Source organism: Aquirufa sp. A-Brett2-W8, from assembly GCF_054558755.1.
Genome location: NZ_JBPXKS010000007.1, coordinates 53,769 through 68,619 on the forward strand (window position 1 = coordinate 53,769; position 14,851 = coordinate 68,619).

The window sequence follows — 14,851 nt, forward strand, 5'->3', positions numbered from 1 at the left end:
AGATGTAAATGTAATAATTTTGCTAATCTTTAAAACAATCCCTACCTAAATATGTCTTACAAAGCCTGCCTTTTTGATCTCGATGGAGTTTTAGTCGATACCGCCATTTACCACTTTCAAGCTTGGAAAATGTTAGGGGAAAATTTTAACTACCAATTAACCGAAGAACAAAACGAGCAACTTAAAGGTGTTTCCCGAGTAGAATCCTTAAATAGAATTCTAAATTGGGCTTCCTACACAGCTACGGAAGAACAAAAGGAAATATGGCTAAAAGAGAAAAATGATAACTATTTACAGTTAATCATGCATATGAACCCATCTGAAATTCTTCCTGGGGTAGTGGATTTTTTAGCCCAAATAAAAGCAGACGGATATAAAATCGCCTTAGGGTCTGCCAGCAAGAACGCTGAAATCATATTAGAAAAAACAAATCTAACGTCTTGGTTTGACTTAATTATTGACGGAAACAAAGTAAGTAAAAGCAAGCCAAATCCCGAAGTATTCTTAAAAGGAGCAAAAGGTTTAGGACTATTACCCTCTGAATGTATCGTATTCGAGGATGCACAAGCTGGGGTGGAAGCAGCAAAAGCAGGAGGGATGAAGGTAGTTGGAATAGGCGAAGCCACCGTTCTAGGGGAGGCGGATAAGGTAATTTCTAGTTTTAAAGGTATAAAATCGGCTGGTTTACTTATTTTTTAAAGAAACAGCCTAGCACAGAAATGTCCAATTTTTACAATTTTATTACTTTGTGAGATTGTTTGAATTACCTTATTAAACTGAATGAAGCAATACTTAAAAATGGATGAGTGGAAGGTCATTGAAGACCAGTTCCATCCCGCCTACAATGAAATAACCGAAAGCATTTTCTCCCTCGGCAATGGTTGTATGGGACAAAGAGGATCGTTTGAAGAAACGTATACTGGTAAAACATTACAAGGTAATTATGTAGCGGGAATCTATTATCCAGATAAAACTCGCGTAGGTTGGTGGAAGAACGGCTATCCAGAATATTTTGCTAAAGTATTAAATGCCGCTAATTGGAACGGTCTTTCCATCCAAATAGGAGGAGAAGAAGTAGATTTACACACCAGCACCATTCATTCATTTTATCGTGAATTAAACATGAAGAAGGGTTATATCCTTCGAACATGCGACGTTTCACTTACAAATGGTAAACGCCTATCCATTGAATCCATTCGTTTTAATAGCATGGCTGATGATGAATCAGGTGCTATTTCCTATTCCATTACTCCCCTAAATTTCACAGAAGAAATTCAAGTAAAGGCGTTCATTGATGGAGATATTAAAAATAAGGACTCTAATTACGATGAGAAATTCTGGGATGAGGTGAAGGTCGGTTCTCATTTTGTTTGGTCTAAAACGAAGAAAACAGGATTCGAAGTAATTACGGCTCAACAAATTGCGATTCTATCGAACGGGGCAAAAGTAGACGCGGAATCTATTTCGAACACTCGAGAAAAATACAGCGAACTTGCCTTCACGCTTGCCGCAAAACAAGGCGAGAGATTAACTATCATCAAGTATGCGGTTAATATCAGCTCAGAAAATCACCCTACGGAGTCTTTTGAAAAGATTGCATCCGATTATTTAGGGCGTATTTCTTCCAAAGGATTTGACCAAATGCTAGCCGAACAAGCAGCAGCTTGGGATAAAAAATGGTCCATCAACGATATCATCATTTCCGGTGATGTTTCAGCTCAACAAGGTATTCGTTTCAATATTTTCCAAATGAACCAAACCTATACAGGGGAGGACAATCGCTTAAATATTGGACCTAAAGGTTTTACGGGTGAAAAATACGGCGGATCCACCTATTGGGACACAGAAGCCTATTGCATTCCTTTCTATTTAGGAACAGCACCCGCTAATGTATCTAAAAACTTATTGATTTATCGTTGGAAGCAATTAGACCGCGCCATTGAAAACGCCGGTAAATTAGGTTTCTCTAAAGGAGCCGCTCTTTACCCCATGGTCACCATGAACGGAGAAGAATGTCACAATGAGTGGGAAATCACCTTTGAGGAAATTCACCGTAACGGAGCCATCGCCTATGCCATCATGGACTATGTCAATTATACGGACGACCGTAAGCATTTAGTGGAATATGGTTGGGAAGTATTAGTGGGAATAGCTCGTTTTTGGGCTCAGCGAGTGAACTGGTCACAAGACAAGCAGAAATACGTCATGTTAGGCGTAACTGGACCAAACGAATATGAAAACAACGTTAACAACAACTGGTATACGAATTACATCGCTACCTGGTGCTTAAAGTATACGTTAGAAGTTTACGAAGAAATTCAAAAGTCATATCCTGCAGAAGCTGCTGCTAAAATTACCTCAACTGCTTTCCAGAAAGATGAAATTGATCAATTCAAGCACATTATAGCTACTATGTATTTTCCTCGTGATGAGTCACAAGGAATCTATTTACAGCAGGATGGCTTCTTAGATAAAGCAATTGCGCCAGTAGATGCAATCGCATCCGAAAGGCCCATTAATCAAAAATGGTCTTGGGATCGCATCCTACGCTCATGCTACATCAAGCAAGCGGACGTTTTACAAGGTATTTACTTCTTTGAAGACGATTTTAGTAAAGATGAATTAGAACGTAATTACAATTTCTACGAACCCATCACTGTTCATGAATCCTCCTTAAGCCCTTGTGTTCACAGTATTTTAGCTGCTAGGCTGGGAAAAGAGGACAAATCCTACGAATTCTATACGCGCGCCGCTCGTTTAGACTTAGATGATTACAATAACGATACAGAAGACGGTTGCCATATCACCAGCATGGCGGGCACTTGGATGTCTATCATTAAAGGCTTTGGAGGAATGCGTCTGAAAGACCATACCTTACATTTTGATTCATTCTTGCCAAAACAATGGAACGAATACTCCTTCAAAATCAATTTCCGAGCAAATCAATTAAATATTGCAGTAAAAAAGTCGGGAGTAGAGATTACTAACTTGGCTGGACCGTCTTTGACAGTGTTTGTGCATGGTGAAGCGCGGGTGCTTACTAAAGCATAAAGCTTTACAGAAAGAATAAAGCACAAAGCATAAAGAATAAAGTTTGTATCGCCTTAGGCGATGAGTATTTGAAATGTATTTCACGAATTAATTAAAAAAGGGATCAAATATTGATCCCTTTTTTAATACGAAATTTATTCTTTGTGCTCTGTGCTCTATACTTTATTTAATAGCTCCACATCCGGCATCGACTTATCAGTCAACGGAACACCACCCCGTTCTTTACGAGCAATTCGTGAGTACAAGCCAAGTTCTTGTGAAAAGATAAACGTAAAGAATAACTTCACAAAAGAGGTATGGTATTTTAAATTATCATAAAACTCAGGAGCAGCTGCTTTTAATTTGGGCAAATTGTTCCAAGGCACAGATGGCATATCATGGTGCTCATTATGATAACCTACATTCATATTAATGCCATTCAAATTACCATAGTACGAATAGGTTTCTTGATTCTTATCTAACACTAAAAAATGCTCTTGAATCCAGCGGGCACCTAAAGGATGCAGACCCACAGAAAAAATGAAACTTAATCCCATGTAGGCTAAGGCTGACCAACCCCAGAAATACACAATTACAACATTAAAAGTAATTTGAGCTAAAATATTAAATATGACTGGACGATCAAAAACGGCTAACTCAATGCAGCGCATTGTTCTGATGCCTTGAAAGAAAGGAAAGAGCATTAACCAAATTATTTTTCCTATAAAGAAATTGTTAATCAGTTTCGCTTCCCAATAATCAGGCAAATCAGCGTCTAATTCATGTACTCCTTGAAAAGCATGGTGCTTTAAATGGAAATTCTTAAACGAAATCGCGGTAGGGAAAAGGGAAGGAAAATTAGCAATGATGCCAGCAAAAACATTCCATGATGCCTTTTTGAAAATCAAATTATGTGCTGATTCATGAATACATACAAATAAAGTATGGGTAGGGAAAGCCCCAAAAATCCAAGCTACACCCACAATTGCCCACCAAGGATAATCCTTTATAAAATAGGCCATGGCTAATTGCATACCTACGCAGGCCAAAATCCAAACAAAAGTCATCGGATTCTTTCCAATCAATTTCTTCACTTCTGGATGAGACTTTATGATCGCACGTGTGCGAGCTCTATGTGGTTCTGGGCCTTCAACCCACGTAAAATTTTTTATTTCGGACATACTTGTCTATATTTTAGATTACAAATATACCATATCTCGCCATTTTTTCAGTTCAGAATAAGATTTTAAATTAAAAGGTGACAATATGTCACAAAAGCCTTTGGCAATCTACAGTGGCATATTCCTTGTAATAATGCTCTCGAAATATTTAAAAATAATCATGGGAAAAATTATTGGAATTGACTTAGGAACCACCAACTCATGTGTGGCGGTAATGGAAGGAAACGAGGCAGTCGTTATTGCAAACTCAGAAGGAAGACGTACAACTCCATCGATCGTTGCATTTTTAGAGAACGGCGAACGTAAAGTAGGGGATCCTGCAAAAAGACAAGCGATTACAAATCCACAGAATACAATTTCATCTGTGAAGCGATTCATGGGTAAAAAATATTCAGAGGTTAGCTCTGAACTAAAGACGATTTCGTATACGGTAGATCAAGGTAATAATGATACACCTCGTGTTCGCATCGGAGATCGTTTGTATACTCCACAAGAAATTTCTGCTCAGATTTTGACGAAAATGAAGCAGACGGCTGAAGATTATTTAGGCCAAACCGTTACCGAAGCAGTTATCACTGTCCCGGCTTACTTTAACGATGCAGAACGCCAAGCGACTAAAGAAGCGGGTCAAATTGCTGGTCTTGAGGTAAAACGTATCATCAACGAACCTACGGCTGCAGCTTTAGCTTATGGCGTAGACAAGGGTGGAAAGGATATGAAGATCGCAGTATTCGACTTAGGTGGTGGTACTTTCGACGTATCTGTTCTTGAATTAGGTGATGGTGTATTTGAAGTTAAATCAACAGATGGAGACACACACTTAGGAGGGGACGATTTTGATCAAGTAATCATTAACTGGTTAGCTGAGGAATTTATCTCAGATGAAAACATCGACTTACGTAAAGATCCAATGGCTCTACAGCGCTTAAAAGAAGCGGCTGAAAAGGCTAAAATCGAATTAAGTTCAAGTGCGTCTACAGAAATCAACTTACCGTACATTATGCCGGTAGATGGTATCCCTAAACACTTAGTTCGTTCATTAACCCGTGCTAAATTCGAACAATTAGCTGATAAATTAATTCAACGTACATTAGAACCTTGTAAACGTGCTATGAAAAATGCAGGTTATACAAACGCTGATATCGATGAAGTAATTTTAGTAGGTGGTTCTACGCGTATTCCTCGTATCCAGGAAGAAGTGGAGAAATTCTTTGGCAAAAAACCTTCTAAAGGAGTTAATCCAGATGAGGTAGTTGCGATCGGAGCTGCTATCCAAGGTGGTGTTTTAACTGGAGAAGTGAAAGATGTTTTATTATTAGATGTAACACCGCTTTCATTAGGTATCGAAACGATGGGTGGAGTATTCACTAAATTGATCGAATCAAACACAACGATTCCTACGAAGAAATCAGAAACATTCTCAACAGCTGCTGATAATCAGCCTTCCGTAGAACTAAATGTTTTACAAGGGGAGCGACCAATGTCAAAAGATAACCGATCATTAGGTCGTTTCCACTTAGATGGTTTACCGCCAGCACAACGTGGTATACCTCAAATCGAAGTAACATTTGATATTGATGCGAACGGTATTTTGCACGTCTCTGCGAAAGACAAAGGAACAGGTAAGGAGCAAAAAATCCGTATCGAAGCTTCTAGCGGATTGACAGATGAAGATATCGAAAAGATGCGTAATGAAGCGAAAGCGAATGAAGCAACTGATAAATTAGAAAAAGATAAAGTTGAAAAAGTAAATCAAGCAGATGCGTTGATTTTCCAATCTGACAAGCAATTGAAAGAATACGGTGAGAAATTATCGGAAGGAAATAAAACGGCCATTGAAGGGGCGTTAGCTGAATTAAAAGTGGCTCATGCAGCGCAAGATTTAGCCGGTATCGATGCTGGATTAGAAAAATTAAACACAGCTTGGACAGCAGCATCTCAAGAGATGTATGCAGCAGGCGCTGAAACAGAAGGTGGAGAACCAGCACAATCAGCTGATGCAAATGCATCTGATGGCGGTGCGGAAGACGTATCTTTCGAAGAAGTAAAATAAGCCTGAGTGGTAAAATAAAAGCCCGGTCTGTCTAACAGCCGGGCTTTTTGCATTTATATTCTTTGTGCTTTATGCTTTATGCTCTACTATCCCATCCCATAACCTCAACCTCACCTGCAAAGATTCCACTGCTGCCTGAGTAGCTTTTTCCCATTTGGCCTCATCAGAACCGCATAAATGTTCCATCATACGAAAAGCTAATTCACTATGGTGCCCGCCATCCACTTCTATATGACGTTCTAAATAATAAACTAAGGTCTCTACTTTAAGGGGATTCTCTGTTTTCAATTGATCTACAATAACCTGAAACATGGCAGGAATAATATCTTCTCTCCCAAAAGTAAAAATAGCCGCAATTTCTTCTATACTTCGATCTTGAATGGCGGAGAAAGTAAAGGTCAAAAAGTGCTTGACGGAATCAGGAATATTGGCTTCAGGAATCGCTAATAACAATTCCTCAAGATTCTCAAAGGATCGAAGTTCGTGCAAGAAAGGAGAGGGCATAATCGACAATTCCTCCATGGAGCGTAAATAAAGCTCGAAATGACTAATGTAAACTCCATTTTGGTCCACATCTGATTCTTCTCCTAAAACAATTTCGTTAATCAAATAACGAATCTCTGCTGTTCCTTTTGGATTCCAAGGCACTTCGACTGATGTTAATTCCTGCTGCATTTTCTTGACTAAAGACATAAAATCCCACACCGCAAATATATGGTGCTTCATAAAGACCTCTAATTCCGACGTACTTTGGATATACGAATTAATTGGATGATGCACTAATGCATCACGTAATGGGGCAATTTGTTCTTTTAGGCGGTTGATCTGATTACTCATGTTATTCGTGAATGGCGCGATCGCGTAAACTTAATCGCTGACCATTTCTGTTATTTTTAGTTGATAATATTTCTGACATAATAGAGATGGCAATCTCTTCTGGCCCTTCGGCTCCTATATCTAAACCTATGGGGGTAGAAATAGGTAATAAGGTAACTAAATCTTCCTTGAAATGGTTTTGAAGCTTGTCAAATCTTTTCTTAGGTCCTAGCATTCCCACATAGGCAGGCTTAATAGGAGCGGACAGCAATTTTTCTAAAATCTTCACATCCTTTTCTAGGTCATGTGTCATCATCACGAGGTAATCAGTGGATTGAATAGGCCAAAGTTCCTCATATCCAATTCGCTCTTGCACCTGTACATCCGATGGCATTTTCGATAAAATACCTACCCAATTGACTCTCCAAGCTACTAAATTCGCTTGCTGAATAAATCCCTGAGCATCAAATTGATTGCCAAAAACCCAAACCGTCATAGGAGCAGGTAAATATTCTGTAAATAATTCATTCTCCCAACTACATCCATGAGAATCATTTGCATCATTCATCGTTATTTGAAAGGCATTACTATAAGAAATCGCTAATGTATGTGCCACATTTCCAGCCAAATGCTTTTCTAATACAGTGACGAGTTGGTTAATTTGATCCTGAAATGGATTAATGAATATCTCTATCACACCTTGACATCCCAAGCCAATACCTAAAGCAAAAGGATCTTCCTCTCGCGTATCATAAGTAATCGTTTTATAGGTTTGTGAAAACAACGCTAACTGAGCTTTCTTCAAAATATCACCCTCTAAACAACCACCAGAAATTCCTCCCCACCAATTCCCATCTTCCGCTATAAGCATTCTAGCACCTGGGCGACGATAAGCACTTCCGTCCACCCGCACAACAGTAGCTAAAACGAATTTTAAACCCGCCTTTTGTAGCTCAATCACTTGCTGAATGACAAGAATTAATTCTTTCATAGGAACTTAGGTAAATTTTGGACTAAAATAGCACAAACCTTTTCTATGTCTTGTTCTGAGGTAAAATAACCCAAACTAAAACGAGCACTCGCTAAGGCATCTTCATCAGAATGTCCTAAATTCTTCAAAACATGCGATGGTAATTCGGTTTTTGCATTACAAGCAGAACCATTAGAAAAAGCCAATCCATTTAATTCTTGAAACATTTTTTCCCAGTCAGCACCTTTCAAGGTAAAATTAAGAATGGATGGAACAGAATTCATTGGAGAATTGATACAATTAGTAGGTAATATAGATAAAAACTTATTTTTCGCGTCCTGATAGAATGCGCCTTTTGATAACCATTGGGGAATTAACTCAACCGACTTCGCTAGACCCACCATTAAAGGCACAGGAAGCGTCCCCGGCCGTAGACCACGTTCTTGGCCACCACCAAAACTAATAGCTTGTAAAGGCTTTCTATGAATTAAAGCTCCAATACCTTTAGGACCATATAATTTATGTCCGCTGAAACTAAGTAGATGGGGTAAAGACGAAGAATCAAGGTCAATTTTGTCTAAGGCTTGGGTAGCATCTGAGTGAAAACAAATACCACGTTCCTCACATAATTCTACAACTTCGCAATAAGGAAGAATGCTTCCTAATTCGTTATTGACTAGCATCAGAGAAACTAATACAGTAGTCGGTCTAATAGCATTCCTTAACTCTGAGACATCTGATAAATAAGTTACGTCCCAACCTTCTTTCTCTAAAGCATGAAAAACTTCTAAGACAGCCTTGTGTTCCAAAGCACTTGTTATTAAATGTCCCTTAGGCTTACCCATTAAATAACCACGAATAGCTAAATTGATTGATTCTGTTGCACCAGATGTAAATACAACTTCAGATGGCTTTACATCGAAAAATTTAGCCACCGTAGCACGTGCATTTTCTACTGCCTCGGCTGCTCTCCAACCATACAGATGAGAACTAGAACCAGCATTACCAAATACTTCGGTAAAATAGGGGAGCATAGCCGATAACACCTCCGGGTGAACCGGAGTCGTTGCTGCATAATCAAGGTAAATCGGCTGACTCATCATTAGACAAATATAGGCATAAAAAAAAAGCCCCGAAAAATTCGGGGCTCTCTTTATGAGAAAACTTGAATTACTTCAAGTTATTCAAAACTGCTTTAAATGCTTCTGGGTGATTCATCGCTAAGTCAGCTAAAACTTTACGATTTAAAGTCATTCCAGATTTATTGAATTTACCCATGAACGCTGAGTAAGAAAGACCTTCTTGACGAGCTGCTGCATTGATACGTAGAATCCATAAACCACGAAAATCTCTTTTCTTAACTTTACGGTCACGGTAGGCATATTGCAAACCTTTCTCTACTTTGTTTTTTGCTACTGTCCAGACATTTTTTCCGCGACCGTAGAATCCTTTTGCTAACTTAAGGATCTTCTTTCTTCTAGCTCTTGAGGCTACGTGATTGACACTTCTTGGCATAATTTTTTTGTTTTTTGAAATGAGGCGAATCTCTCGATTACTTATTTAGGCCTTCTTTCTGGTTTAACAATAACTAAAATACTGATTAAATACCTAGCATTAATTTAACGCGAACCATATCAGTAGGGTGAACTAAAGTAGCGTGAACTAAATTACGCTTTTGTTTAGTTGTCTTTTTTGTTAGGATATGGCTATGAAAAGCGTGTTTACGCTTAATCTTACCAGTTCCTGTTACTTTGAAACGTTTTTTCGCTCCAGAGTTAGTTTTAATCTTTGGCATTGTATGATAATTATGTAAAAATTAAATTTGGAATGCAAAAGTAATGAAAATTACCCTTAAAATCCACTATTCATTTGAAAATTATTTCTTAATAGCCTTAGGGGAGAAGATAATACTCATACGCTTACCTTCTAATTTAGGCATATCGTCTGGCTTACCTACGTCCTCTAAACCTTTAGCAAAGTTCAATAATAACATCTCACCTCGCTCTTTAAACACAATCGTTCTTCCCACAAAGTGTACATAAGCTTTCACTTTTGCTCCTTCTTTTAAGAAATTAACCGCGTGTTTTAACTTGAAATTGAAATCGTGTTCATCCGTGTTAGGACCAAAACGAATTTCTTTAATAACTGTTTTTGTTGCGTTAGCCTTGATTTCCTTCTGTTTCTTCTTTTGATCATACTTAAATTTAGCATAATCAATAATCTTACAAACAGGAGGTACTGCTTTAGGAGATATCTCCACTAAATCTAAACTCTGAGCAACAGCAAGTTCTAATGCTTTCTCAAAAGGATATACTCCAATTTCAATATTCTCACCTACTAATCGAACTTCTTCCACACCACGTATCAACTGATTAATCCGGTAGGGTTCTTCTTCTCTTCTATTTCCTCTGTAATTGTTATTCGGGCGTAAAGCCATAAAATAAAATGGGTTTAATATGTAATAATTAGAAATTTAAATCAAATGTAACGCATTTGCAAGCAAAAAATGCATAAGCTCCTATTTTTCATAGGTTAAGGACTGGATTTCTTCTTGTGCCATCGCAATGAAAGCATCTAAAGTCATTGATCCCACATCTCCATCACCCTTCTTACGAACGCTGACAATTCCTTCGGCCTGCTCTTTTTCGCCTACTACAATCATAAAAGGAACTTTAGCGATCTCTGCATCCCGAATTTTACGACCCATTTTTTCATTTCGGTGATCTACATAACCTCGTAAATCCTTTTCTTGTAAACGTAGATACAATTCATTCGCATAATCTTCGTATTTCTCTGAAATAGGTAGAACTGCTATTTGGTCAGGGGATAGCCACAAGGGAAAATTACCGGCTGTATTTTCAATTAAAATTGCTACAAAACGCTCTAATGATCCAAAAGGAGCTCTATGAATCATAACAGGACGGTGTTTCGCGTTATCTGACCCTGTATATTCTAATTCAAAACGCTGAGGTAACTGATAATCTACTTGAATCGTACCTAATTGCCATTTACGACCTAAAGCATCCTTCACCATAAAGTCTAATTTAGGACCATAGAAAGCCGCTTCACCATATTCAATTACATAAGGCAAACCCTTCTCTTCTGCAGAACGAATAATAGCTGATTCTGCCCGATCCCAATCTTCATCGTTACCAATGTATTTCTCTTTATTTTCTTTATCTCGTAAGGAAACTTGCGCAGAATACGTATCAAAACCTAAGGCTTTGAAAACATATAATACCAGGTCAATCACCTTCATGAATTCATCTTCCACCTGATCAGGACGACAGAATATGTGCGCATCGTCTTGAGTAAATCCTCTAACTCTAGTTAATCCATGTAATTCACCACTTTGCTCATATCGGTATACCGTGCCAAATTCAGCTAAACGCAATGGTAAATCCTTGTAGGAGCGTGGCTTGGTCTTATAAATTTCACAATGGTGTGGGCAATTCATTGGCTTCAAGAAGAATTCTTCGTTCTCATCTGGCGTACGAATAGGTTGGAAAGAATCCTTACCGTATTTCGCATAGTGACCCGAAGTCACATACAATTCTTTACTCGCAATATGAGGAGTAATGACAGGTGAATAGCCAGCACGAACTTGCGCACGTCGTAAGAAATTTTCTAAACGTTCGCGCAATAAAGTACCCTTAGGCAACCATAGTGGAAGACCCATTCCTACTTTCTCCGAGAAGGCAAATAATTCTAATTCCTTACCTAATTTGCGGTGATCGCGACGTTTTGCCTCTTCTAATAAGTGTAAATACTCTTCTAATTCTTTTGCTTTAGGGAAAGTAATCGCATAAATACGGGTTAGTTGCTTACGCTTCTCGTCTCCGCGCCAATAAGCACCTGCGACCGAAAGTAATTTAACCGATTTTATAAACCCTGTATTAGGAATATGGGGCCCACGGCACAAATCTGTGAAATTACCTTGATTATAAAAAGTGATGGAGCCATCAGCTAAACCTTCAATTAATTCTAATTTATATTCATCTCCCTTATCAGTAAAATAAGAGACTGCATCAGCCTTAGAAATCGAGCTACGTAGGAACTCGTTCTTTAAGCGAGCTAATTCCAACATTTTATCTTCAATCGCTTTAAAGTCATCAGAACCGAATTCTTGATCACCTAAATCAATATCATAATAAAAACCATTTTCAATGGCTGGACCAATTCCGAATTTAGTTCCCGGAAATAAAGACTCAATAGCTTCTGCTAATAAGTGTGCAGAGGAATGCCAAAAGGTCTTTTTACCATCTTCGTCGATCCAGGTTAATAATTGCAATACGGCATCTGCATCAATAGGAGTAGAGGAATCCACTACCTCACCATTTAATTTAGCCGCTAACACATTACGTGCTAAACCTTCAGAAATTTGCAATGCAACTTGATAAGGAGTAATTCCTTTTTCAAATTCTCTAACCTGCCCGTCGGGAAATGTAATTTTGATCATTCTAAAAAAATTTGTGTAAAGGTACAAATTAAGGTGCAAATCAACGAAATGAGATCCTGATTAATTTTGGGTTAAAGAATCAGCGGAAACCGCTAAAGAATCAGTTAAAGATTCTGAGGGCTTTGTAGGCAATAAACCTTGTTTGGCAAGATCAAAATAGACTAATTCTGCTTTAAAAGATTTCGTTTCAGGAAAAACTTTTAGCACTTGTTTGTAAACCAAAGCCGCCTGATCGTACTTCTTCATTTTGACTAAAAAACGAGCCCAATACCTCAAAAAATAAGGATCCATTGGGTAATTCTTTAAACTTGATAAAATCTCTTGCTGATAACGTAACGAAGGAATAGAGGTAAATCCTTGTTCGTAATACACATAAACAAGCGGTGAATCATCACTGGGTTTAGAATTCATTAGGGTAAATAAACGAAGAGAATCAGCAACTCCATAATCCTTAATTGCCTTAAGCAATGAGCGGTCTAGTGTGGACAAAAGGGATTCGTCTATTTTTTTTAGATAGAAACGACCTAAACTCATTTGTTTTATTGCTAAATAATTCTGAGCTAATAAAAGTGTGTTTTGACCATTCGTTAACACAGATGTCTCCGTTAACTTAGCACGGTCTATTGAAGTTGTATAATCTTCTACAAATTGCTTTGTTTTAGCAGAGAGAGCTAAAAAAGCTGGTTCCCCCGGATTATCCCGTAATGCATTCTCCATATCTTGATCCGCTAAACCATAGGCATGCAGAGCGAGGTAATTTTTAGCCCGTAAATAATACAGGTTAGCGCTGGGTTGCTCTTCCATTTGCTTAGTCAAAAACTGAACATTCGTCTCCGCTTTTTGACCTGCCATGATCGCTTGTTGATTCGGAATGTTTTCACCCTTTGAGTCGGGGGAGCTTTGGCAAGACACAAAAAACACGGCAAACACAAGAAGAAATAACCTTACAACCATTTTAAGACAAAATCGATCATCCAACGCACTTTTACACCATAAGGAGGGTAAAAATTCTTTAATAAATTCGTACGCTGAATAACAACGGATTTTTGATTCGAGAACTCAACAAAACCATAATGCCCTCCTGATTTACCGATTCCAGAGTGATTAACACCACCAAACGGTAATTCATTATGCCCAAATTGAATCAAACAATCATTCACCACAGAGGTTCCTGAACTAGTGTGATTTAATATGTATTGATTAAACTCCGTGTCTTTTGAAAAAACATATAGGGCTAGTGGTTTATCTCCTGAACGAATTTCAGACGTTATCTGAATTTCATCTTGATAGGACATTACCGGTAGGATAGGGCCAAAAATTTCTTCCTGCATAATACGCATTTCAGGAGTGCAATTAATCAGCACGGTAGGAGAAATAAAACAATCATCTGGATCCATAATGCCTCCAAATAACACCTGAGCCCCTTTTTCTTTTGCATCTTCTACTAAAGAAGCGATTCTATCAAAATGACGGCGATTGACGATACGGGCATAGTCTTTACTTTTTGCGACGTTCTTTCCGTAAAAAGTCTCCACGGTTGCCTCTAAAGCCTTTAGAAAAGAAAAATAGTTCTTTTCGTGCAAATAAAGATAATCAGGGGCTATACAGGTTTGTCCATTATTCAAAAACTTACCCCAAGCAATTTTCGCCGCCGCTTCTTCTACATTGACGTCAGCACCTACAATCGCAGGAGACTTACCCCCTAATTCCAAGGTTACAGAAGTTAAATGCTTCGCTGCAGCTGCCATTACCACTTTACCAATCGCAGGACTACCGGTAAAGAATATATGATCAAATTTTTGTTCTAATAGCGTAGTAGAAACTTCCGCATCACCCTCAAAAACAGCCACTTCACTCTTATCGAATAGGGACGAAATCATCTTTTGTATAAAAGAGGACGTCGCAGGCGTTAATTCAGATGGCTTTAAAATCACCGCATTTCCAGCCGCAATGGCATGTACTAAAGGGCAAATGGATAAATTGAAAGGGTAATTCCAAGGTGAAATTATCAAACACAAACCTTTCGCCTCATATTGAACTAGACCTTTTGTTCCTAAAAGCATCAACGGAGTAGAAACAGACGTTGGTTTCATCCAAGACTTCAAATGCTTCACCGTGTGTTGAATTTCACGCTTAACACCTAGCATCTCAGCAATAACTACTTCAGATGCGGGCTTTTTAAAATCAGTATATAAAGCATCGCACAAATCATTTTTATGCTGCATTAAATAAGACTCTATTTTGCGTAACTTTTCGATACGTTCCGTCGCACTAGAGGTACTTAGGCGCAATAGAGCGGATTTTTGTAAGGAGAGAACTTCTAAAATTTGATTTTCCATCAA

The 14,851-nt window shown here is 38.3% G+C and carries 13 protein-coding genes; 3 read left to right on the plus strand and 10 right to left on the minus strand.

Annotated features, from left to right (window positions below; translation table 11 throughout):
- The first annotated feature begins 51 nt into the window (after positions 1-51).
- Both pgmB and ACST13_RS07895 read left to right on the plus strand, forming a co-directional pair.
- The gene (gene pgmB / locus ACST13_RS07890) at positions 52-699 is read left to right on the plus strand and encodes a beta-phosphoglucomutase (protein WP_459522652.1); all 648 of its coding nucleotides are present in this window, start codon (positions 52-54) and stop codon (positions 697-699) included.
- A gap of 81 nt (positions 700-780) precedes the next feature.
- Positions 781-3,051, plus strand: coding sequence for a family 65 glycosyl hydrolase domain-containing protein (locus ACST13_RS07895; RefSeq protein WP_459522653.1), 2,271 nt, complete (start codon positions 781-783; stop codon positions 3,049-3,051).
- Positions 3,052-3,206: 155 nt separating this feature from the next.
- On the opposite strand, the gene ACST13_RS07900 is transcribed toward ACST13_RS07895, so the two are convergent.
- Complete coding sequence (locus ACST13_RS07900) at positions 3,207-4,211, minus strand: fatty acid desaturase (protein ID WP_459522654.1); 1,005 nt, start codon at positions 4,209-4,211, stop codon at positions 3,207-3,209.
- Positions 4,212-4,371: 160 nt separating this feature from the next.
- Between ACST13_RS07900 and dnaK the strand changes: the two genes are divergently transcribed.
- Complete coding sequence (gene dnaK / locus ACST13_RS07905) at positions 4,372-6,264, plus strand: molecular chaperone DnaK (protein ID WP_459522655.1); 1,893 nt, start codon at positions 4,372-4,374, stop codon at positions 6,262-6,264.
- A 69-nt stretch (positions 6,265-6,333) separates the two neighbouring features.
- Here dnaK and ACST13_RS07910 read toward each other — a convergent pair whose 3' ends face one another.
- The 9 genes from ACST13_RS07910 to ACST13_RS07950 all read right to left on the minus strand — a co-directional run bounded on the left by ACST13_RS07910 (position 6,334) and on the right by ACST13_RS07950 (position 14,848).
- Complete coding sequence (locus tag ACST13_RS07910; RefSeq protein WP_459522656.1) at positions 6,334-7,101, minus strand: DUF3050 domain-containing protein; 768 nt, start codon at positions 7,099-7,101, stop codon at positions 6,334-6,336.
- A gap of 1 nt (position 7,102) precedes the next feature.
- Positions 7,103-8,071, minus strand: a complete 969-nt coding sequence (locus ACST13_RS07915; protein WP_459522657.1) for an XdhC family protein — start codon at positions 8,069-8,071, stop codon at positions 7,103-7,105.
- Entirely contained in the window at positions 8,068-9,153 is a 1,086-nt protein-coding gene (locus ACST13_RS07920) for a cysteine desulfurase family protein (RefSeq protein WP_459522658.1), read from the minus strand. The genes ACST13_RS07915 and ACST13_RS07920 overlap by 4 nt, the downstream gene beginning before the upstream one ends.
- A gap of 67 nt (positions 9,154-9,220) precedes the next feature.
- Positions 9,221-9,565 carry a 50S ribosomal protein L20 gene (rplT, locus tag ACST13_RS07925; RefSeq protein WP_459522659.1) on the minus strand — a complete coding sequence of 115 codons (345 nt, stop codon included), beginning with the start codon at positions 9,563-9,565 and terminating at the stop codon, positions 9,221-9,223.
- An 85-nt stretch (positions 9,566-9,650) separates the two neighbouring features.
- Positions 9,651-9,845, minus strand: coding sequence for a 50S ribosomal protein L35 (rpmI, locus tag ACST13_RS07930; protein ID WP_459522660.1), 195 nt, complete (start codon positions 9,843-9,845; stop codon positions 9,651-9,653).
- 81 nt (positions 9,846-9,926) lie between these two features.
- Positions 9,927-10,487, minus strand: a complete 561-nt coding sequence (gene infC, locus ACST13_RS07935) for a translation initiation factor IF-3 (RefSeq protein WP_459460016.1) — start codon at positions 10,485-10,487, stop codon at positions 9,927-9,929.
- Between the two features lie 81 nt (positions 10,488-10,568).
- A complete protein-coding gene (gene thrS, locus ACST13_RS07940) occupies positions 10,569-12,509 on the minus strand; it encodes a threonine--tRNA ligase (RefSeq protein WP_459522661.1) in 1,941 nt (646 codons plus the stop codon).
- A 60-nt stretch (positions 12,510-12,569) separates the two neighbouring features.
- The gene (locus tag ACST13_RS07945) at positions 12,570-13,361 is read right to left on the minus strand and encodes a hypothetical protein (RefSeq protein ID WP_459522662.1); all 792 of its coding nucleotides are present in this window, start codon (positions 13,359-13,361) and stop codon (positions 12,570-12,572) included.
- A gap of 92 nt (positions 13,362-13,453) precedes the next feature.
- On the minus strand, positions 13,454-14,848 hold the full coding sequence (locus ACST13_RS07950) for an aldehyde dehydrogenase family protein (protein ID WP_459522663.1): 1,395 nt from the start codon (positions 14,846-14,848) through the stop codon (positions 13,454-13,456).
- Positions 14,849-14,851: the final 3 nt, after the last annotated feature.